27 protein-coding genes are annotated in these 19,299 nt (G+C 68.8%); 22 read left to right on the top strand and 5 right to left on the bottom strand.

From position 1 onward, the window contains the following. Nucleotides 1-357 precede the first annotated feature (357 nt). From ACIOD2_RS17785 to ACIOD2_RS17765, 5 genes are read left to right on the top strand one after another with little or no spacing between them, the layout of a single operon-like run. Nucleotides 358-2,205 carry a hypothetical protein gene (locus ACIOD2_RS17785; RefSeq protein ID WP_400539048.1) on the top strand — a complete coding sequence of 616 codons (1,848 nt, stop codon included), beginning with the start codon at nucleotides 358-360 and terminating at the stop codon, nucleotides 2,203-2,205. Nucleotides 2,206-2,217: 12 nt separating this feature from the next. Next, nucleotides 2,218-3,909: a hypothetical protein gene (locus ACIOD2_RS17780; RefSeq protein ID WP_400539046.1), complete on the top strand. Its 1,692-nt coding sequence runs from the start codon at nucleotides 2,218-2,220 to the stop codon at nucleotides 3,907-3,909. 27 nt (nucleotides 3,910-3,936) lie between these two features. Continuing rightward, entirely contained in the window at nucleotides 3,937-4,143 is a 207-nt protein-coding gene (locus ACIOD2_RS17775) for a hypothetical protein (RefSeq protein WP_400539044.1), read from the top strand. Between the two features lie 17 nt (nucleotides 4,144-4,160). Continuing rightward, the gene (locus ACIOD2_RS17770; protein ID WP_400539042.1) at nucleotides 4,161-4,391 is read left to right on the top strand and encodes a hypothetical protein; all 231 of its coding nucleotides are present in this window, start codon (nucleotides 4,161-4,163) and stop codon (nucleotides 4,389-4,391) included. Nucleotides 4,392-4,446: 55 nt separating this feature from the next. Beyond that, entirely contained in the window at nucleotides 4,447-4,914 is a 468-nt protein-coding gene (locus ACIOD2_RS17765) for a hypothetical protein (protein WP_400539040.1), read from the top strand. On the opposite strand, the gene ACIOD2_RS17760 is transcribed toward ACIOD2_RS17765, so the two are convergent. Next, a complete protein-coding gene (locus tag ACIOD2_RS17760) occupies nucleotides 4,907-5,386 on the bottom strand; it encodes a GNAT family N-acetyltransferase (protein ID WP_400539038.1) in 480 nt (159 codons plus the stop codon). The two genes, ACIOD2_RS17765 and ACIOD2_RS17760, sit on opposite strands and share 8 nt — an antisense overlap. A gap of 67 nt (nucleotides 5,387-5,453) precedes the next feature. Here ACIOD2_RS17760 and ACIOD2_RS17755 point away from each other — a divergent pair, with 67 nt between their 5' ends. Beyond that, nucleotides 5,454-5,678, top strand: a complete 225-nt coding sequence (locus ACIOD2_RS17755; RefSeq protein WP_400539036.1) for a hypothetical protein — start codon at nucleotides 5,454-5,456, stop codon at nucleotides 5,676-5,678. A gap of 3 nt (nucleotides 5,679-5,681) precedes the next feature. Here the strand turns inward: ACIOD2_RS17755 and ACIOD2_RS17750 are convergent, their stop codons facing one another. Genes ACIOD2_RS17750 through ACIOD2_RS17735 form a run of 4 tightly spaced genes read right to left on the bottom strand, consistent with a single transcriptional unit; the run spans nucleotide 5,682 to nucleotide 8,459 of the window. Beyond that, nucleotides 5,682-6,302, bottom strand: coding sequence for a hypothetical protein (locus tag ACIOD2_RS17750; protein WP_400539034.1), 621 nt, complete (start codon nucleotides 6,300-6,302; stop codon nucleotides 5,682-5,684). 2 nt (nucleotides 6,303-6,304) lie between these two features. Beyond that, nucleotides 6,305-7,531 (bottom strand): hypothetical protein, encoded by a 1,227-nt coding sequence (locus ACIOD2_RS17745; RefSeq protein ID WP_400539032.1) that lies wholly within the window; start codon nucleotides 7,529-7,531, stop codon nucleotides 6,305-6,307. A gap of 8 nt (nucleotides 7,532-7,539) precedes the next feature. Further along, nucleotides 7,540-7,893 (bottom strand): hypothetical protein, encoded by a 354-nt coding sequence (locus tag ACIOD2_RS17740; protein ID WP_400539030.1) that lies wholly within the window; start codon nucleotides 7,891-7,893, stop codon nucleotides 7,540-7,542. Beyond that, entirely contained in the window at nucleotides 7,893-8,459 is a 567-nt protein-coding gene (locus ACIOD2_RS17735) for a YbaB/EbfC family nucleoid-associated protein (RefSeq protein WP_400539028.1), read from the bottom strand. The genes ACIOD2_RS17740 and ACIOD2_RS17735 overlap by 1 nt, the downstream gene beginning before the upstream one ends. Before the next feature lie 164 nt (nucleotides 8,460-8,623). Here ACIOD2_RS17735 and ACIOD2_RS17730 point away from each other — a divergent pair, with 164 nt between their 5' ends. The 16 genes from ACIOD2_RS17730 to rpsQ all read left to right on the top strand — a co-directional run bounded on the left by ACIOD2_RS17730 (nucleotide 8,624) and on the right by rpsQ (nucleotide 19,246). Beyond that, nucleotides 8,624-8,779 carry a hypothetical protein gene (locus tag ACIOD2_RS17730; protein WP_400539026.1) on the top strand — a complete coding sequence of 52 codons (156 nt, stop codon included), beginning with the start codon at nucleotides 8,624-8,626 and terminating at the stop codon, nucleotides 8,777-8,779. 392 nt (nucleotides 8,780-9,171) lie between these two features. Continuing rightward, complete coding sequence (gene rpsL / locus ACIOD2_RS17725; protein WP_003102113.1) at nucleotides 9,172-9,546, top strand: 30S ribosomal protein S12; 375 nt, start codon at nucleotides 9,172-9,174, stop codon at nucleotides 9,544-9,546. Continuing rightward, nucleotides 9,546-10,016, top strand: a complete 471-nt coding sequence (gene rpsG / locus ACIOD2_RS17720; protein WP_003102106.1) for a 30S ribosomal protein S7 — start codon at nucleotides 9,546-9,548, stop codon at nucleotides 10,014-10,016. The genes rpsL and rpsG overlap by 1 nt, the downstream gene beginning before the upstream one ends. 63 nt (nucleotides 10,017-10,079) lie before the next feature. Further along, nucleotides 10,080-12,179: an elongation factor G gene (gene fusA / locus ACIOD2_RS17715; protein ID WP_400539023.1), complete on the top strand. Its 2,100-nt coding sequence runs from the start codon at nucleotides 10,080-10,082 to the stop codon at nucleotides 12,177-12,179. Nucleotides 12,180-12,310: 131 nt separating this feature from the next. Beyond that, nucleotides 12,311-13,504, top strand: a complete 1,194-nt coding sequence (gene tuf, locus ACIOD2_RS17710; RefSeq protein ID WP_328445538.1) for an elongation factor Tu — start codon at nucleotides 12,311-12,313, stop codon at nucleotides 13,502-13,504. A 394-nt stretch (nucleotides 13,505-13,898) separates the two neighbouring features. After that, on the top strand, nucleotides 13,899-14,204 hold the full coding sequence (gene rpsJ / locus ACIOD2_RS17705; RefSeq protein ID WP_003102098.1) for a 30S ribosomal protein S10: 306 nt from the start codon (nucleotides 13,899-13,901) through the stop codon (nucleotides 14,202-14,204). 31 nt (nucleotides 14,205-14,235) lie between these two features. Continuing rightward, nucleotides 14,236-14,892: a 50S ribosomal protein L3 gene (rplC, locus tag ACIOD2_RS17700; protein ID WP_400539021.1), complete on the top strand. Its 657-nt coding sequence runs from the start codon at nucleotides 14,236-14,238 to the stop codon at nucleotides 14,890-14,892. Continuing rightward, nucleotides 14,889-15,578 (top strand): 50S ribosomal protein L4, encoded by a 690-nt coding sequence (gene rplD / locus ACIOD2_RS17695; protein WP_400539019.1) that lies wholly within the window; start codon nucleotides 14,889-14,891, stop codon nucleotides 15,576-15,578. The genes rplC and rplD overlap by 4 nt, the downstream gene beginning before the upstream one ends. Beyond that, nucleotides 15,575-15,886 carry a 50S ribosomal protein L23 gene (rplW, locus tag ACIOD2_RS17690; protein ID WP_091618496.1) on the top strand — a complete coding sequence of 104 codons (312 nt, stop codon included), beginning with the start codon at nucleotides 15,575-15,577 and terminating at the stop codon, nucleotides 15,884-15,886. The genes rplD and rplW overlap by 4 nt, the downstream gene beginning before the upstream one ends. Before the next feature lie 14 nt (nucleotides 15,887-15,900). Then, nucleotides 15,901-16,737: a 50S ribosomal protein L2 gene (gene rplB, locus ACIOD2_RS17685; RefSeq protein ID WP_323329518.1), complete on the top strand. Its 837-nt coding sequence runs from the start codon at nucleotides 15,901-15,903 to the stop codon at nucleotides 16,735-16,737. A gap of 18 nt (nucleotides 16,738-16,755) precedes the next feature. After that, on the top strand, nucleotides 16,756-17,037 hold the full coding sequence (gene rpsS / locus ACIOD2_RS17680) for a 30S ribosomal protein S19 (RefSeq protein ID WP_026468892.1): 282 nt from the start codon (nucleotides 16,756-16,758) through the stop codon (nucleotides 17,035-17,037). Between the two features lie 28 nt (nucleotides 17,038-17,065). Then, nucleotides 17,066-17,482 (top strand): 50S ribosomal protein L22, encoded by a 417-nt coding sequence (gene rplV, locus ACIOD2_RS17675; protein WP_323329519.1) that lies wholly within the window; start codon nucleotides 17,066-17,068, stop codon nucleotides 17,480-17,482. Next, nucleotides 17,482-18,303: a 30S ribosomal protein S3 gene (gene rpsC, locus ACIOD2_RS17670; protein ID WP_323329520.1), complete on the top strand. Its 822-nt coding sequence runs from the start codon at nucleotides 17,482-17,484 to the stop codon at nucleotides 18,301-18,303. The genes rplV and rpsC overlap by 1 nt, the downstream gene beginning before the upstream one ends. Nucleotides 18,304-18,306: 3 nt before the next feature. Beyond that, nucleotides 18,307-18,726: a 50S ribosomal protein L16 gene (rplP, locus tag ACIOD2_RS17665; RefSeq protein ID WP_004558864.1), complete on the top strand. Its 420-nt coding sequence runs from the start codon at nucleotides 18,307-18,309 to the stop codon at nucleotides 18,724-18,726. Beyond that, nucleotides 18,726-18,971 carry a 50S ribosomal protein L29 gene (gene rpmC / locus ACIOD2_RS17660; protein WP_323329521.1) on the top strand — a complete coding sequence of 82 codons (246 nt, stop codon included), beginning with the start codon at nucleotides 18,726-18,728 and terminating at the stop codon, nucleotides 18,969-18,971. Before rplP ends, rpmC begins: the two co-directional genes overlap by 1 nt. Beyond that, nucleotides 18,968-19,246 carry a 30S ribosomal protein S17 gene (gene rpsQ, locus ACIOD2_RS17655; protein WP_013222609.1) on the top strand — a complete coding sequence of 93 codons (279 nt, stop codon included), beginning with the start codon at nucleotides 18,968-18,970 and terminating at the stop codon, nucleotides 19,244-19,246. Before rpmC ends, rpsQ begins: the two co-directional genes overlap by 4 nt. Nucleotides 19,247-19,299: the final 53 nt, after the last annotated feature.

Raw genomic sequence — 19,299 nt, 5'->3', positions numbered from 1 at the left:
GTTCCCGAGCTTTCATAACGACTACGTAACGAGCAGCCCCGGCGTTCAGGCGCCGGGGCTGCGCCATTGTGACCAACCGTGACGCTGCCGGATGGCGCAAGCGTAGTGGCGTAATCGCACTCACTCGTTCGGCTCAATGAGGGTGCGCAACTCGGTCCGGTTCGTGGGATATTCACCCGCTCGGGTCACGTCTCATTCTTTGATCACGGCTGGACGCTTTGCCCGCTTGGCGCGAATATTCCGCCGGTGTCCGCCGGTCCCGGCCGGTGACACTTTCCGTTGTGCCCCAACGATTCCCCGACGAATCGGTGGTTCAGCGCGCCCTTTTCCGCCCGGGGAAAGAGAACAGGGAGTCGAATGCGATCGAAACCGTTGCGTCCCGGCCGGTGGCGAAAGGTGGTGATCGGGTTCGCGGCCGTGGCACTGGCGGTGAGCGCGGTGACCTACACCGGCTCGTCCACCGGCGCCTACGCCGACGTCCAGACCATCACCGACGCGAAGACCGCGTCCGACGGCAAGCAGTACTGGGTGCAGAACCACCTGGTGACGAAGGATCTCGCGGCGCGAGCCGGCGGCACGCCGAAGAAGTGGCTGCTCGTCTGGGCCGGTGACGAGAACATCGCCGACACGCTCGTCAAGGACGTCAAGAACCTGCCGGGCACCCTCGGCGGCGGCCTCAACAAGATCAAGAACGCCTTGCCCGGCCCGGACTTCCTCGCCGTCATCGACGCGACGCAGGGTTCGCCGACCTACGGCAAGGTCGTCAACACCGCCACCGTCGGGCCGCTGGTCGAGAACGAGCCGCACCACATGCAGTACGTGTGGCACAAGGGCGACACGATCTACGCCGGGGCGCTGTTCGCCGCCGCGACGTACGCCTTCGACGTCAGCGCGCTGCCGCAGCTCAAGCTCAAGGGCGTCAGCCTGCCGACCAACACCCTCGGCGGCAGTGTCCCGGACGCCTACTGGGTGCTGAAGGACGGCACCGCGTACGGCACCTACATGGGCGGCCCGGTCGTCCCCGGCCCGCACAGCTACGCCGACGGGTCCACGCAGATCGGCAACGGCTTCGCCGGCAGCCCCGGCGAGGTCGTCCACTTCGGACAGAACGCGCAGGTGCTCTCGGAGTCCCCGGCGGCGACCCCGCAAGGCGACAACCAGAAGCTCTGCGACAACCTGCCGCAGCTGGGCAAGCCGACGTGCGCCAACCCGCACGGCATCCAGGCCCGCGAGGACCTGAACACGCTCGTCACCAGCGACTACGCCGAGCCGCGCAACATCATCCTCGACCCGGTGAAGCAGCCGTCGCCGTACCTGCGCCGGCCGACCGTGCGGACCTGGGACATCTCCGACCGCAACCACCCGAAGCTGAAGGCGGTGTCGTACCTGCAGGACGGCCCGCGTGCCGATCCGGCTGACCCGCTGCACGCCGAGAGCCGCGCGGTCATGGAGACGACCGTGACCAACCTGCCGGGTCACAAGGGCGCGTTCGCCCAGACCATGCAGGGCGGTGCGGTGTTCTACACGCCGGACATCACCGCCGCCGAGCCGCACTGGATCGAGGTGTTCGACGACGGCACCGCGAACAAGGCGATCTACCCGAACAACGACTCCAACGGCGCCAGCTCCAACGGCGGCTGGATCCAGACCAGCCCGGACGACAAGTACCTCTACCGCGCGATCGTCGGGCGGCAGAAGGGCACCCTCTCGGCCGACGACCCCGGCACCACCGGCGGTGTCTACGTGCTCGACATCCAGAAGCTGCTCGCCGCCGGCGACAAGGTCGAGGACATCCAGGGCCGGGTCGACACCAAGGCGAAGGCGCAGCAGGGCGGGGGCGGCGACCTGCCGACCGTCGTCGGCGCGGCCCCGATCAACCCCGGCACGCCGGGCGCGGGCCCGCACTGGGGCGCCTACGACAACCTGGCGCTCGGCAGCGACGGCTTCTACCACGAGACCGACACGCCGCAGCACCTCGCGGTGTCGAACTACTTCGTCGCCCGGTCCGGTTTGGACGGTGACCACAAGGTCAACCTGCTGGACATCGGACCGGACGGGAAGATCGCCGTCGACCCGGACTTCCGGGACGAGTTCACCGGCCAGGTCGGCATCAACTTCAACCGCAAGTCGTGGCCGCACGGGGACTTCGGCAACGCCAAGCCGCACTCCGAGCTGTTCGTGGCCGCGGACGCCGACGTCAAGTAGCCGGGAGCCCTGATGGACCACCACCACGACACGTCAACCGGTTCGTCCACAGTGGACGTTCTGGCGCTGGTACTCCGGCTGGCCCTGTTGCTGTCGACGGCGTTCCTCGCCGGCGGCGGCCTGGTGCGGGGGCCGGTGCCGGCGCGCCGCACGCTGTACGTCCTCGGCGGGACCTCGGCGCTGCTCGCGCTGGTGTCCGCGCTCGCGGTCGACGTCAACGTCGTCGCGCTCGCGATCCACGTCGTGCTCGCGGTGGCGGTGCCGATCGTCGTCCGGTGGCCGTCGGCCGGCCGCTGGACGTCGGTCGCGCTGCTGGTCCTGGTCGTGCTGGAGACGTCGCTGGGCGGCTCCGGTGTCGAGTTCGCGCTCGACTCGGTGTTCGTCGCCGGGGCCGCCGTCTGGTTCGGTTTCGCACTGAACGGGCCCGTACAGACCTCGGCGGTCCGGCCCGGGCCACTGGCCCTCACCCTCGGCGGGCTCTTGGTCCTCGCCGGCGCGGTGCGGTTCGGGGTGTCCGGCGTCGGGTTCGACCGGCGGCTCCACAGCACGCTGTTCGGGCTCGCGACGGTCGCCGTCGTCGTCCTGCCGCTCGTGGTGAGCGGGCTCGCGGCGGTCCTGCGCGGGCGTGCCTACCGCGTCGGCGCGGCCGGCGTCGCGCTCGGGTTCGTCGCGTGGAGCGCGCTCGGCGCGATCCCGGCACCGCCGCCGTTGCCGGTGCCGGGGGTGCCGCTGCTGGCCGAGCAGGCGGGGTTCCCCGTCCTGGTCAGCCCGCAGCGGCCGGGCCACAACCTGGTGCACTTCCCGGCGAGCGCGGGCGACGACCTGTCCGCCGGCGTGCGCGGGGGAGTGCTCACCAAGGCCGTGGTGCGGGCCGGGGCCGAGGGCACCTGGGCCGACGTCGACCTGCCGGCCGGGCGCAGCGACCTGGAGATCCACCGCGGCGACACGACGACGGTCGTCGAGGTCGACGCGGGGAAGGCACCCGGCCCGGCGATCGCCGACGCCGACGCGCCCGAGTGCGCGGCGGCGGCCCTCGGCGGCCTGGTCGCCGGCCGCTCCGACGTGCTGACCGCGTGCCCGTCCGGCGCGCTGACGCCGGAGGACAGCGGGGCACTGGTGAAGCTCGTCGAGTTCCTCGCCGGTCGGAAGCCGTCGGCGATCACGCTGGTCGAGGACGACTCACCACGCGGCGTCGCGGCGGCGAAGCTGGTACGCGAGACGGCGTCGCGCACCGGGTTGGCGGTGCGGCCGGACGCCGGGCCGGACACGGCGCTCGTCGTCGTCTCCGGCTGGGCGCCGGCTTACCTGGCGATGACGCGCGCCGCCGAGTCGCAACGCCTGGAGCCGACGCACCAGTACGGGCTCTACCTGGCGCCGTGGCTGCTCAACGGGCCGATCGTCAACGCGGTGGCGAGCGCGTCGGTGCCGCTGCGGTTCGACCCGCGGGAAGCCGTGGCGGTCGGGTACGCCGTCGCGGTCGGCGACCGCTTCGGCGGCGAAAGCCCGACAGTCGGCGGCTTCCGGACCTGGCTGGGCGCCGGCCGTCCGGCGGGCGACGTCCAGATCTTCGCCGCCGCCCAGGTCAACGCCATGCCGATGTACCCCACCGAACCCCACGCCACCGGAATGGTGATGGACCGCGACTACGCGGGCCAGTGGGTGCCCGACGGAACCATCGTGCCGATCACGTCGGTTCTGCGCTAATTCTCCTTGGCAGGAAAGGAAAATCTCATGAAGCGTCTTGCTGCCCGCGTGCTGCTGCCGCTGGCCGCGGCGGCCGTGCTCACCGGCCTGGCCGGCGGTGTCGCCAGCGCCGACCCGACCGACGGCTCGGTCTGGGTCGTGCCCGGTCTCGACCTCGGCGGCGTGCTCGGGCCGATCGGCCAGCCGGTCGACCTGCTCGCGCCGGTCTTCGACCTCATCACCGCTGTTTCCTGAACCGAAAGGACAGAACCATGAAGAAGACCCTCATCCGCGCGGCCGGTGCCGCGGTGCTCACCGGCGCGGCCCTGTTCGGCGCGGCCGCACCGGCCCTGGCGGCCGACGCCCCCGGTGTCGTCGTGGTCGACGAGCCCGACACGAGCGGGCTGAACAACATCTGGACGTTCGCCCCGCTCGGCGTCCCGGTGCTCGGCCTGATCCAGTCGGTCAACGGCGTGCCGGGCAAGCTCCTGCCCTCGTTCTGATCCGTCGGCGGCCCCCGGCCCGACCCGGGGGCCGCCGCTTTCCCCGGGAGTCCCCATGAACCGCCAGCTGATCGGCAGGCTCGGCATCGCGGTGATCGCGATCGCCGCGGTGATCGCCGGCATCTACATCCTCGGCGACCACGGCGCCCCCGCGCCGACGCCGTCCGTCGCGGTGGTCGGCGAACCGTCGTCGACGTCGGTGCCACCGCGCACGATCATGGCGACGGTGACGTCCACGTCGACGCCACCGGCGCCGCGGGGCTACCAGGTGACCTACGAGCTGACGGGCACCGGCACCGCGACGGTCGTCTACGACTCGAACGGCCTCGGCCTGGTCCACCAGGAGCTGGCCGTCCCGCTGCCCTGGCGGCAGGAGTTCACCTGGCCATCTCCCGGCACGGTGCAGCTGCTGGGCCAGGGGAGCGGCCCGGTCGAGTGCCGCATCTCCCTCGGCGGCCGGGTGGTGACGTCCCAGACGTCGGCGCCCGGCGAGGTCGCGGCCTGCACCGGACGGCTCAGCTGAGGGCCTTCGCGAACCAGTGCTCGGCGTACTTGTCGTCGTTGAAGGGCTCGACCTCGGCGTACCCGGTCCGCGCGTAGAGCGCCCGCGCCTCGACGAGGTCGTGGCGGGTGTCGAGCCGCATGAGCCGCGAGCCGAGGCGGCGGGCGGCGTCCTCCGCGGCCGCGACCAGGCGCGGTGCCGCGCCCGAGCCGCGGTGGGCGGGCTTGACGTACATCTTCGTCAGCTCGCTGAGCCCCGGTTCGAGGACACGGGTGCCGACGCAGCCCGCGAGCACGCCGTCGAGCCGGCCGAGCAGGAACGCCCCGGTCGGCGCGACCAGGTCCGTGCCCGGCTCGTCGGCCAGCGCGACGGCCAGCTCCGCGTCGGTGGCCGGGCGGCCGTAGTACCGCGAAGCGACTTCGTCCATGTACTCGCGCATGATCGCGACGGCGTCCGGGTCGCCGACGGGGACCTCGGTGATGTTCCACTCCACGTCCCCATCCTGGGGAAGCTGTCCACCGAATTCAGCGGGCGCGGCCGACCCCGGGCACCATGGGGACATGACGTCTGTCACGAAGCGCCTCACGGTGGTGGCCGTCCTGCTGATCACGGTGGGCGCGGTCCTGCTGTCGGTGGGCGCCATCGGGTTCCGGGCCACGTCCGACGAGCCCGACGCCAACATCGGCGCCGGGTTCGCACTGCTCGCCGGGCCGTACGTCGTCGGCCTCGGCCTGGTGTTCGCGCTGTCGGCCGGGCTCACGCACCTGACGACGCGCCGCCGCTGACGCTCAGCGCGGGGAGTGCGCCCACAGCGCCGCGGGCAGGCTTGCGGCCAGGTCGACAAGGTAGTCGGCCTCGGCCACGAGGTTCTGCTGCGTCGCGCAGCCCTGGCCCCACGTCCGCGCGGACCCGTGCTCGACGACGACGTCCCGCTGCGCGAACCGCGGGTTCGCGGCCAGCCACCGGACGAGCTCGCCTTCGAGCCGGGAGTCCGGCGGCAGCGTCGGCATGGTCATCGCCTGGCCCGGCACGATCCGCAGCTCCGGGCACGGCGGCACCCGTACCTGGGTGACGTGGGTGTCGCGGAAGTAGACGTGGTCGTCGAAGTGCCGGTAGGACTCCTGGTCGTCGATCCCGATCACCGGCCGGTCGCGGTGGCGGAACTCGACCCAGGTCTCGCGCGGCCAGTCGGCCAGCGGCTTGCCGGCCGGGTGAACGACGCCGAACGTCGGCGCCGCGCCCGTGTCACCCGGGACTCCACTGTGGAACGTCCCGCCCCGCTCGGCCGCGAAGGCCTTGAACCAGTGGTCCTCCTGGCTCGCGACGAACTTCCGGTGCGACCGCCACCAGATCGCGGCGGCGATCGCGGCCACCACGACGACGACGGCGATCGTGAACAGCGTCTCCATCGTCAGAAGTCCAGGTCCTCACGGGTTTCCTCGGCCGACTGGTCGCGGCCGGTCTCGTCGTAGTCGCTCGCCTTCTTGGCGTTCTTGACGTGGCTGTTGAGCTTGCCGAGGTGGTCGTTCAGCGTCTTCGCCGGGTTGTCGCCGGGGTCGGCCGGGTTGTACCCGAGCACGCCCTTGACCGCCGCTTCGCCGCCCTTCTTCAGGGCTTCGGTGGCGCCGGCCTTGAGCATCGTCTTCGGGTAGTCGACCTTGCCGGCGGCGTCGAGAACGGGGTTTTCGAAGGCCTTCGCCCAGCGCTTGCCGAGCAACCCCTTGTCACCGGCGGCCTTCTGCAGGAGGTCCTTGCCCTCGTTCTCCTCGGCGATCTTCGTCAGGGACTTGCCGAGCTTCGTCGTGGCGAACTGCTGCTGCAGCTTCTTCAGCCAGGCCAGCACCTTCTGCAGCAGCTCGCGCAGCTTGGACACCTTCTGCGTGGTCTTCGCGGTGGTCTGGGCCGCCTTGACCTCGGACACCGGCGCGGCGGCCGACAGCGAGGCGCCGCACGTCGGCACCGCGGCCGCCAGGGCAGGCACCCACAGCATGATCAGCCAGGTCACGAACTCGGTGAGGATCGCCTTGATCAGGTCTTCGACGAAGCTCATCAGCATGCTGTTGAGCTGCAGCATCTTCGCCAGGTCGCCGGACTTGCCCGCGACGCCCTCGATGCCGTGCGCGAACTCGCCCAGCGCGGTCTTCGCCGCGTCGCTCGCGTCGCCGTGCCAGTCCCGGAGCGTGTCGTCGGCCACCTCGCCGAAGTTCTTCGCCAGCTTGTCGAGCCCGGTGGCGATCGCCCCGAAGTTCTCGGCCGCGACACCCAGCGCCGGGCCGTCGCCGCTGACGAAGTGGATCGCGTCCTGGATCGGCTGGACCGCGTTGACCAGGAAGTTCAGCCCCTGCCCGACGAGCCAGCCGAGCGGGTCGGTGGCGATCTCGGTGATCGTGCTCGAGCTCGACTGGATGAAGCTCGCCGTGTCGGTCGCGATCGAGCCGAGCGCCAGCGTGATGTCGGCGCCGTTCTTCTGCGGCGCGAACACCGCCTTCGTCACCGAGACGGCGTCCTTCCCGACGGTGACCGCGCTGCCGACGAACGGCGTCGCCTTGACCGCGTTGTCGACGTTGACCCCGAGCACCGTGGCCGGGTCGCCGGACTTGACGGCGATCCCGTCCGCGACGTTCTCCACCTCTGCCATCGGTTCCCCTACTTCTTCGGCTGCGGCTTGCCGGGGCCGTCGAGCAGGACCTCGACCTGCCCGAAGAAGGCCGTGTGATCGTCTTCGACGCCCTGGTAGACGTTCGCCGCGTCGGTGAACTTCTCCTGCGCCGAGCTCAGCCCGTCGGCGATCGACTTCAGCAGCTCCTGCAGCTCGCGGAGGGTGTCGTCGTAGCCGCCCTTGGTGAAGACGCCGACGACGCCCCAGGACTTGTCGCCGACGTCGGACTGGCCGACCTTCTTCGTGATCGCGGCGCCCTGGTCCTGGTAGGCGCCCAGCTGGCCGACGTACTTGTGCAGCGCGTCCACCCGGACCTGGTAACCGCCGGCTCCGTCGGGCATCAGTCCTCCTCGTCGAACAAGGTGCGCAGGAAGCTGTCGCCCGCGGACCCGCCGCGCGCGGGCGGTGCCGGCGGCGGGGACGGGGCGTCGGCCTGGCGCAGCACCCGCTCCTCGGCGAAGTCGTCGGGGGCGGCGGCCGGCGGTTCCTGGCGCGTCGTCTCTTCCGCCAGCTTCGACCGCAGTTCCTCGACGCTGGTTCCGAACGCCTCGGCCTGCGTCTCGAGGACCTGCTCGACCAGGCCTTCGTCGTCGCCCATGTGCTCCTCGACGATCACCGCCTGCCGCCGGGCGGCCGCGCCGACGGCTTCCCGCAGCGTCGCCATCAGCGCGGTGGACAGCGCCTGCGGCCCCTTCGCCAGCGCCGCGGCGGTGAACTTCACGTCGAGAACCGCGCCACCCGGCCCGGTGGTCACGGTGACCCCGCCGTCCGGGGACGCCGCGCTCGCCCGGAGCCCGGTCAGCTCCTGCTGCATCGCGCCCAATCCGGCGAACCGGTCGTCGACGTTCCGGATACTCGCTTCGAACCGCTGGAACTCGGCTACCACCTGGTCGAACTCGGCCGACATGTCCTGCTTCCTCCCCGAACGCCCGGTACGTGGTCCACACATCGTGGCCCCTCGGCGACGGTGTGACGTACGGAACGACGGATCCGATCCCACTGCGTCACCCGACCGGGTAATGGGTAGTTTCGGGCCCGAGGGAAGCAGGGGACGAGCGCTAGGAGTGTGTGATGAGCAGCACCGAAGGGGCCGGACGGTCCGAAGAGGAATCGAAGAAGAGCGGCAGCCACGCGGCGCCCGAAGGGGCCGACGTGCACCCGCTGATCGACCTTTCGCGCGACCCGAACCCGGGCAAGCCGGACCACGCGAAGCCCGACGAGGACTGAGCCGCCGGCCGCGAATCGGGCCCCTGGCGGGGTTCCCGGCTCACGCCGGAGCCCGCCGGGCCCCTCGCGCCACCCCGTGGAATGTCCGGCGCGGCGTCGGCGTTGAGAGGTAGGCTGAAGGTTCGCCGACCTTCAGACCCCCCGCTTCGCCCGTCCGGTAGATGGGCGGGTATCTTTGGAGACCGTGCCCGGCATGCGTCGGGCCGCTCCGCGTGCCGTGCGGCATGGGCGGGGTGCTCAGGCACCCGGTCACCGGCTTCGGCAGGTCGGGGTTCCGACGGAAAATCCCTCCGGGAAGTTACCGGTCGACAGACCGTGACGCGGGCCGACACGCCCGACCGCGGGGGCCGGTGAAGACACGAAGAAGCAGATCACGACAGGAAGCTGGTCCATTGCCCACGATCCAGCAGCTGGTCCGCAAGGGCCGCCAGGACAAGGCTGCCAAGCAGAAGACCGCGGCCCTCAAGGGGAGCCCGCAGCGGCGTGGCGTGTGCACTCGCGTGTACACCACGACCCCCAAGAAGCCGAACTCGGCGCTGCGCAAGGTCGCGCGTGTGAAGCTGACCAGCGGCATCGAGGTCACCGCCTACATCCCCGGTGAGGGCCACAACCTGCAGGAGCACTCGATGGTGCTCGTGCGCGGTGGTCGTGTGAAGGACCTTCCGGGTGTCCGTTACAAGATCATCCGCGGTTCTCTCGACACCCAGGGTGTGAAGAACCGCAAGCAGGCGCGCAGCCGGTACGGCGCGAAGAAGGAGAAGAGCTAATGCCCCGCAAGGGTCCGGCCCCCAAGCGGCCGCTGATCTCCGACCCCGTCTACGCCTCCCCGCTGGTCACCCAGCTGGTGAACAAGGTGCTGAAGGACGGGAAGCGGTCCCTGGCCGAGCGCATCGTTTACGGCGCGCTCGAAGGCGCTCGCGAGAAGACGGGCACCGACCCGGTCGTCACGCTGAAGCGCGCTCTCGACAACGTGAAGCCCACCATCGAGGTGAAGAGCCGCCGCGTCGGTGGCGCCACCTACCAGGTGCCGATCGAGGTCAAGCCGGGCCGCTCCACCACCCTGGCGCTGCGCTGGCTGGTCTCCTTCTCGCAGGCCCGCCGCGAGAAGACGATGATCGAGCGTCTGCAGAACGAGCTCCTCGACGCTTCCAACGGCCTCGGTGCCAGCGTGAAGCGCCGCGAGGACACGCACAAGATGGCCGAGTCCAACCGGGCCTTCGCGCACTACCGCTGGTGATGATCGCCCGGCTGTCGATCAAGCCATGCCGGGCCCCAAGCTTGAGAACAGGGGAACACTCTCGTGGCACGTGACGTGCTGACCGACCTGAACAAGGTCCGCAACATCGGCATCATGGCCCACATCGACGCCGGCAAGACGACCACCACCGAGCGGATCCTGTTCTACACCGGGGTCAACTACAAGATCGGTGAAGTCCACGACGGCGCCGCCACCATGGACTGGATGGAGGAGGAGCAGAAGCGGGGTATCACCATCACCTCGGCTGCCACCACCACCTTCTGGGACGACCACCAGATCAACATCATCGACACCCCGGGCCACGTCGACTTCACCGTCGAGGTGGAGCGCAACCTCCGGGTGCTCGACGGCGCGGTCGCGGTCTTCGACGGCAAGGAAGGCGTCGAACCGCAGTCCGAGCAGGTCTGGCGGCAGGCGGACAAGTACGACGTCCCGCGCATCTGCTTCGTCAACAAGATGGACAAGCTCGGCGCGGACTTCTACTACACGGTCCAGACGATCATCGATCGTCTCGGTGTCCGGCCGCTGGTCATCCAGCTGCCGATCGGTGCCGAGAACGACTTCGAAGGCGTCATCGACCTGGTCCGCATGAAGGCGCTGACCTGGCGTGGCGAGGTCCAGAAGGGCGAGGACTACTCCGTCGAGGAGATCCCGGCCGAGCTGGCCGAGAAGGCCGCGGAGTACCGCGAGAAGCTCGTCGAGACCGTCGCCGAGGCGGACGACGCGCTGATGGAGAAGTTCCTCGAGGGTGAGGAGCTGACGGAGGCCGAGATCAAGTCCGGCATCCGCAAGCTCACCATCACCAGCCAGGTCTTCCCGGTGCTGGCCGGTTCCGCGTTCAAGAACAAGGGCGTGCAGCCCATGCTCGACGCGGTCATCGACTACCTGCCGACCCCGCTGGACGTCCCGGCCGTCGAGGGCCTGCTGCCCGACGGCGAGACCGTGGCGTCCCGCAAGGCGTCGGTCGACGAGCCGTTCGCCGCGCTCGCGTTCAAGATCGCCGCGCACCCGTTCTTCGGCAAGCTGACCTACATCCGGGTGTACTCGGGCAAGGTCGCCGCCGGGGCGCAGGTCGTCAACGCGACCAAGGAGCGCAAGGAGCGCATCGGGAAGATCTTCCAGATGCACTCCAACAAGGAGAACCCGGTCGACGACGCCCAGGTCGGCCACATCTACGCGGTCATCGGCCTGAAGGACACCACCACGGGTGACACCCTGGCGGACCCGCAGAACCCGATCGTGCTGGAGTCGATGACGTTCCCCGAGCCGGTCATCCGGGTCGCGATCGAACCGAAGACGAAGGCCGACCAGGAGAAGCTGTCCCTGGCGATCCAGAAGCTGGCCGAAGAGGACCCGACGTTCCAGGTCAAGCTGGACGAGGACACCGGCCAGACGATCATCGCGGGCATGGGCGAGCTGCACCTCGAGGTGCTGGTGAACCGGATGAAGTCCGACTACAAGGTCGAGGCGAACATCGGCAAGCCGCAGGTCGCCTACCGGGAGACCATCAAGAAGACGGTGGAGAAGCTCGACTTCGTCCACAAGAAGCAGACCGGTGGTTCCGGCCAGTTCGCGAAGGTCATCGTGAAGCTGGAGCCGCTCGAGCGCACCGACGGCGCGCTCTACGAGTTCGTCAACAAGGTGTCCGGTGGCCGTGTGCCGCGGGAGTACATCCCGTCGGTCGACGCGGGCGCCCAGGACGCGATGCAGTACGGCGTCCTGGCCGGCTACCCGCTCGTCGGGTTGAAGTTCACCCTGTTGGACGGTGCGTACCACGAGGTCGACTCTTCGGAGATGGCGTTCAAGATCGCCGGTTCCATGGCGATGAAGGAAGCCGCGAAGAAGGCCCACCCCGTGATCCTGGAGCCGATGATGGCGGTCGAGGTGACCACGCCCGAGGACTACATGGGTGACGTCATCGGTGACCTCAACTCCCGTCGTGGCCAGATCCAGGCCATGGAGGAGCGGGCGGGCATCCGCGTCGTGAAGGCGCTGGTCCCGCTGTCGGAGATGTTCGGCTACGTCGGTGACCTCCGGTCCCGCACCCAGGGCCGGGCGAACTACTCCATGTTGTTCGACTCCTACGCCGAGGTTCCCGCGAACGTCGCGAAGGAAATCATCGCGAAGGCGACGGGGGAGTAACTCCCCCCACCGCGCGCGGGCATTAAGGGACTCTCCTGAACGTCCGCTAGCACCGACGAAGGAACATTCGGGGGTCGGCAGCCACGCCGGCCCCCGAGCACAAAGCGAAATCAGTCCAGGAGGACATTCCAGTGGCGAAGGCGAAGTTCGAGCGGAGCAAGCCGCACGTCAACATCGGGACCATCGGTCACGTCGACCACGGCAAGACCACGCTGACCGCGGCGATCACCAAGGTTCTGCACGACAAGTACCCGGAGCTCAACGAGTCGCGTGCGTTCGACCAGATCGACAACGCGCCCGAAGAGCGCCAGCGCGGTATCACGATCAACATCTCGCACGTCGAGTACCAGACCGAGAAGCGTCACTACGCCCACGTGGACGCCCCCGGTCACGCTGACTACATCAAGAACATGATCACCGGTGCCGCTCAGATGGACGGCGCGATCCTCGTGGTCGCGGCGACCGACGGCCCGATGCCGCAGACCCGTGAGCACGTGCTGCTCGCCCGCCAGGTCGGCGTGCCCTACATCGTCGTCGCGCTGAACAAGGCCGACATGGTCGACGACGAGGAGATTCTCGAGCTCGTCGAGCTCGAGGTCCGCGAGCTGCTGTCCTCGCAGGAGTTCCCGGGCGACGACGCTCCGGTCGTGCGCGTCTCGGGCCTCAAGGCCCTTGAGGGCGACGAGAAGTGGGGCGAAGCCGTTCTCGAGCTGATGACCGCTGTCGACGACAACGTGCCGGACCCGGTGCGCGAGCTCGACAAGCCGTTCCTCATGCCGATCGAGGACGTCTTCACGATCACCGGTCGCGGCACCGTCGTCACCGGCCGCGTCGAGCGTGGCGTGGTCAACGTGAACGAAGAGGTCGAGATCGTCGGCATCAAGGAGAAGTCGACCAAGACGACTGTCACCGGTGTCGAGATGTTCCGCAAGCTGCTGGACCAGGGCCAGGCGGGCGACAACGTCGGCCTCCTCGTCCGCGGTATCAAGCGTGAGGACGTCGAGCGCGGCCAGGTCGTCGTGAAGCCGGGTACCACCACCCCGCACACCGACTTCGAGGGCCGGGTCTACATCCTGTCGAAGGACGAGGGTGGCCGTCACACCCCCTTCTTCAACAACTACCGCCCGCAGTTCTACTTCCGCACCACGGACGTGACCGGCGTCGTGACCCTCCCCGAGGGCACCGAAATGGTCATGCCGGGCGACAACACCGACATCTCGGTGGCGCTGATCCAGCCGATCGCCATGGACGTGAACCTGCGCTTCGCCATCCGCGAGGGTGGCCGCACCGTTGGTGCGGGTCAGGTCACCAAGATCATCAAGTGATTCAGGCGCCCCTCCCGGGGGTGATACACCCCCGGGTCCGGGGCGTCAAATCACGTGTGCGACACTATTCAGGTTGCTCGTCCTGGGGCGGCCGATTCCTTCGGGGATCCGGCCGCCTCGGTGCGAGTGGCCACGGTCCGCCGAGCCTCTTCCTTCGGGTAGGCGAGCGGGCAAAGGCAGTGAGACGGTCAGCCGGCTCATAGCCTCCTCACGTTGAGGAAGACCAGGCAAGACGACGATCCCGCGGGATCCGTCTGTGCGTCGGGCGCGACACGCCCGACCGCGTGGACCGGGGACAGGGCCGTTGAACTGCGGAAACTCGGGCTCTGGATGGCGACATCCGGTTCGGGTTTGTGAGATAGCGGCACGAGACGACAAGGAACGAGCAGCCACCATGGCGGGACAGAAGATCCGCATCCGGCTCAAGGCCTACGACCACGAGGCGATCGACACCTCGGCGCGCAAGATCGTGGAGACGGTCACGCGCACCGGCGCCCGTGTTGTCGGGCCGGTGCCGCTGCCCACCGAGAAGAACGTTTACTGCGTCATCCGCTCGCCGCACAAGTACAAGGACTCGCGCGAGCACTTCGAGATGCGCACGCACAAGCGTCTGATCGACATCCTCGACCCGACGCCGAAGACGGTCGACGCGCTCATGCGCATCGACCTGCCGGCGAGCGTCGACGTCAACATCCAGTAAGCGTTGGGCGAGCGGCGGAGATAAGAGACTCATGTCTGACAGGCAGATGAAGGGCATCCTGGGCACCAAGCTCGGCATGACCCAGGTCTTCGACGAGCTGAACCGGGTTGTCCCGGTCACCGTCGTGAAGGCCGGTCCGAACGTGGTGACCCAGGTTCGGACTCAGGACAAGGACGGCTACACGGCCGTGCAGCTGGCGTTCGGCGCGGTCGACCCGCGCAAGGTGAACAAGCCGCGCACCGGCCACTACGACAAGGCGGGCGTGACCCCGCGGCGCTTCCTCGCGGAGCTGCGTACCACCGACGCCGAGACCTACGAGGTCGGCCAGGAGATCACCGCCGAGGTGTTCGCCGCCGGCGTCGAGGTCGACGTGACCGGTACCAGCAAGGGCAAGGGCTACGCCGGTGTCATGAAGCGCCACGGTTTCAAGGGCCAGGGCGCGAGCCACGGTGCCCAGGCCGTGCACCGCAAGCCGGGTTCTATCGGTGGCTGCGCCACCCCCGGCCGCGTCTTCAAGGGCCTGCGCATGGCGGGCCGGATGGGCAACGACCGGGTCACCACGCAGAACCTGACCGTGCACGCCGTGCGTGCCGAGGACGGCCTGCTGCTGATCAAGGGCGCCGTGCCCGGTCCCAAGGGCGGCCTGCTGTTCGTGCGCAGCGCCGCGAAGGGTGGTAACTCCGAATGACAAGCGTCGAGCTGAAGACCCCGGCCGGTAAAGCCGACGGCACCGTGGACCTCCCCGAGGAGATCTTCGACGTGCAGGCCAATGTCGCGCTGATGCACCAGGTGGTGGTGGCCCAGCAGGCCGCCGGCCGCCAGGGCACGCACGACACGAAGACCCGTGGCGAGGTTCGCGGTGGCGGCAAGAAGCCGTACCGCCAGAAGGGCACCGGCCGTGCCCGCCAGGGTTCGACCCGTGCGCCGCAGTTCGTCGGTGGCGGTGTCGTCCACGGCCCCACGCCGCGTGACTACTCCCAGCGCACCCCGAAGAAGATGAAGGCCGCCGCTCTGCGTGGCGCCCTCTCGGACCGGGCTCGCGCCGGCCAGCTGCACGTCGTCACCGAACTGGTGACGGGTGAGAAGCCGTCGACCAAGGCCGCCAAGCTCGCTCTCGCCGCGGTGACGCAGGCGAAGCGCGTGCTCGTGGTGCTGCACCGGGACGACGAGCTCAGCTGGGTTTCCCTGCGGAACCTCGCCGAGGTCCACCTGATCTGGTTCGACCAGCTCAACACCTACGACGTCCTGGTCAACGACGACGTCGTGTTCACCAAGGCCGCTTACGACGGCTTCGTCGCCGGCCCCACCCGGGGCAAGAGCGCGAAGGCTTCGGCCCGGTCGAGCGAGATTTCGGAAGGGAGTGACGAGCAGTGAGTTCGGTCGCCATTGCCGATCCCCGCGACATCTTGCTCGCGCCGGTGATCTCCGAGAAGTCCTACGGGCTCCTCGAGGACCACAAGTACACGTTCATCGTCCGCCCGGACGCCAACAAGACCCAGATCAAGATCGCGGTCGAGAAGGTGTTCGGCGTCAAGGTGGTCAGCGTCAACACGGCCAACCGGCAGGGCAAGCGGAAGCGGACTCGCGCAGGCTTCGGCAAGCGCAAGGACACGAAGCGCGCCATCGTGACTCTTTCGCCTGAGAGCAAGGCGATCGAGATCTTCGGCGGACCCACCGCGTAAAGGACTGAGCTGACATGGGCATCCGCAAGTACAAGCCGACGACCCCGGGTCGTCGCGGTTCGAGCGTCTCGGACTTCGCCGAGATCACCCGCTCCACGCCGGAGAAGTCGCTGCTTCGTCCGCTGAGCGGTTCGGGCGGTCGCAACTCGTCCGGCAAGATCACCACCCGGCACAAGGGTGGCGGTCACAAGCGTGCGTACCGGCTGATCGACTTCCGCCGGAACGACAAGGACGGCGTTCCCGCCAAGGTCGCGCACATCGAGTACGACCCCAACCGGTCCGCTCGCATCGCGCTGCTGCACTACGCCGACGGTGAGAAGCGCTACATCATCGCGCCGGAGAAGCTCCGCCAGGGTGACACGGTCGAGAACGGCCCCCGTGCCGACATCAAGCCGGGTAACAACCTGCCGCTGCGCAACATCCCGGTCGGTACCGTGATCCACGCGATCGAGCTCCGCCCCGGTGGCGGCGCGAAGATGGCGCGGTCCGCGGGCGCGAAGGTGCAGCTCGTCGCCAAGGACGGGCCGTACGCCCAGCTGCGTCTCCCCTCGGGTGAGATCCGCAACGTGGACGTGCGCAACCGCGCCACCATCGGCGAGGTCGGCAACTCCGAGCACGCCAACATCAACTGGGGCAAGGCCGGCCGTAACCGCTGGCGCGGCAAGCGCCCCACGGTCCGTGGTGTCGTCATGAACCCGGTCGACCACCCGCACGGTGGTGGTGAGGGTAAGACCTCCGGTGGTCGCCACCCGGTCAACCCGAACGGTAAGCCCGAGGGTCGTACGCGCCGCCGCAAGGCATCCGACGCGATGATCGTCCGCCGTCGCCGTACCGGCAAGAACAAGCGCTGAGCAGGGAGGTAGAAGAACATGCCACGTAGCCTGAAGAAGGGCCCCTTCGTGGACGACCACCTGCTCAAGAAGGTGGACGTTCTCAACGAGTCGGGCAAGAAGACCGTGATCAAGACCTGGTCGCGTCGTTCCACGATCATCCCGGACTTCCTGGGTCACACGATCGCGGTGCACGACGGCCGCAAGCACGTCCCGGTGTTCGTCACCGAGGCAATGGTGGGTCACAAGCTCGGGGAGTTCGCCCCGACTCGGACCTTCAAGGGTCACATCAAGGACGACCGGAAGTCGCGCCGCCGCTGAGCGGGCACGAGAGATCAAGGAACTAGCGATGAACGCCCAGAACGACGTGGCCGAGGCTCTGCCTGTGGCTTACGCGCGGGCTCGCTTTGTCCGGGACTCGCCTACCAAGGTGCGCCGGGTCATCGAGCTCATCAAGGGACGTAGCGCCGCCGACGCCTTGGCCGTGCTCCGTTTCGCCCCCCAGGCGGCGAGCGAGCCGGTCGCGAAGGTGCTCGCGAGCGCCGTGGCCAACGCCGAGAACAACCTTCAGCTGGACCCGGAGACGCTCTGGGTCAAGAACGCGTACGCCGACGAGGGCCCGACCCTCAAGCGCATCCGCCCGCGTGCCCAGGGGCGCGCGTACCGGATCCGCAAGCGGACCAGCCACATCACCGTCGAGGTGGAGTCGCGTCCGGCCGCCGCCGCGCCGAAGGCTCAGAGCAAGAAGAAGGCAGGTGGCCGGTAGTGGGCCAGAAAATCAACCCGCACGGCTTCCGCCTGGGTATCACCACGGACTGGAAGTCGCGCTGGTACGCCGACAAGCAGTACGCCGAGTACGTGGCCGAGGACGTCAAGATCCGCAAGCTGCTGGCGACGGGCATGGAGCGCGCCGGCATCTCCAAGGTCGAGATCGAGCGCACCCGTGACCGCGTCCGCGTGGACATCCACACCGCCCGGCCGGGCATCGTCATCGGCCGCCGCGGCGCGGAGGCCGACCGGATCCGCGGCGCGCTGGAGAAGCTGACCAAGAAGCAGGTCCAGCTGAACATCCTCGAGGTCAAGAACCCCGAGGCCGACGCCCAGCTGGTCGCCCAGGCGGTCGCGGAGCAGCTCTCCAACCGTGTGGCGTTCCGCCGCGCGATGCGGAAGGCGATCCAGACCTCCATGCGCTCGCCGCAGGTCAAGGGCATTCGCGTGCAGTGCGGCGGTCGTCTCGGCGGTGCCGAGATGTCCCGCTCCGAGCACTACCGCGACGGCCGGGTCCCGCTGCACACGCTGCGCGCCGACATCGACTACGGCTTCTTCGAGGCCAAGACGACGTTCGGTCGCATCGGCGTCAAGGTGTGGATCTACAAGGGTGAGCTCGTCGGTGGCCTGAAGGCCCGCGAAGCCCGTGACGCCGCCGAGCGCGCGCCGCGTCGCGAGCGCAGCGACCGGCCGTCCCGTCCGCGTCGTTCCGGCGCCTCGGGCACGACCGCCACGTCGACCGAAGCCGGTCGCGCCGCCGCTGCCGCCACGACCGAGGCGGCTCCGGCCACCGAGACCGCAGAAAAGACGGAGGGCTGAGACGTGCTCATCCCGCGCAGGGTCAAGCACCGGAAGCAGCACTCCCCGAAGCGCCACGGCGCCGCCAAGGGTGGCACGAAGGTCAGCTTCGGCGAGTACGGCATCCAGGCGCTTGAGCACAGCTACGTGACGAACCGGCAGATCGAGTCCGCTCGTATCGCCATGACCCGTCACATCAAGCGTGGTGGCAAGGTGTGGACGACCATCTACCCGGACCGCCCGCTGACCAAGAAGCCGGCCGAAACCCGCATGGGTTCCGGTAAGGGTTCGCCCGAGTGGTGGATCGCCAACGTGAAGCCGGGCCGCGTGATGTTCGAGATCTCGTTCCCGAACGAGGAGACCGCCCGTGAGGCGCTCCGCCGCGCGATCCACAAGCTGCCCATGAAGTGCCGCATCGTGACCCGTGAAGGTGGTGAGTTCTGATGGCGAACGCTGGTGCTGTGGCATCGGAGCTGCGTGAGCTCACCGCGGAAGAGCTCGTCCTGCGTCTGAAGGAATACAAGGAGGAGCTCTTCAACCTCCGCTTCCAGATGGCGACCGGGCAGCTCGACAACAACCGCCGTCTGCGCACCGTCCGCACGGACATCGCGCGGATCTACACGGTCATGCGCGAGCGCGAACTCGGCCTGTCCGTTGCCCCCGACGCCGAGAGTGAAGGTGCCGCATGAGCGAGCCCACCACCGAGACGCCGGCCCGGAACGACCGCAAGGTCCGCGAGGGCTACGTGGTCTCGGACAAGATGAACAAGACGATCGTGGTCGAGCTCGAGGACCGCAAGAAGCACCCCCGTTACTCGAAGGTCGTTCGCAGCACCACCAAGGTCAAGGTGCACGACGAGAACAACGAGGCGGGCGTGGGCGACCGGGTCACCCTGATGGAGACCCGCCCGCTGTCGGCAACGAAGCGGTGGCGCCTGGTGCAGATCGTGGAGAAGGCCAAGTAAGCAGGGCTCTCCCAAGAGTCCTTAGTTCCGCAAGGCTCGCTCGTCGGGGCGAG

Origin of the sequence: Amycolatopsis sp. NPDC088138 (assembly GCF_044741685.1) — a bacterium.
Lineage (GTDB): Bacteria > Actinomycetota > Actinomycetes > Mycobacteriales > Pseudonocardiaceae > Amycolatopsis.
The sequence above is the reverse complement of the archived record's forward strand: the minus strand, read 5'-3'. Positions and strand labels throughout refer to the sequence as shown.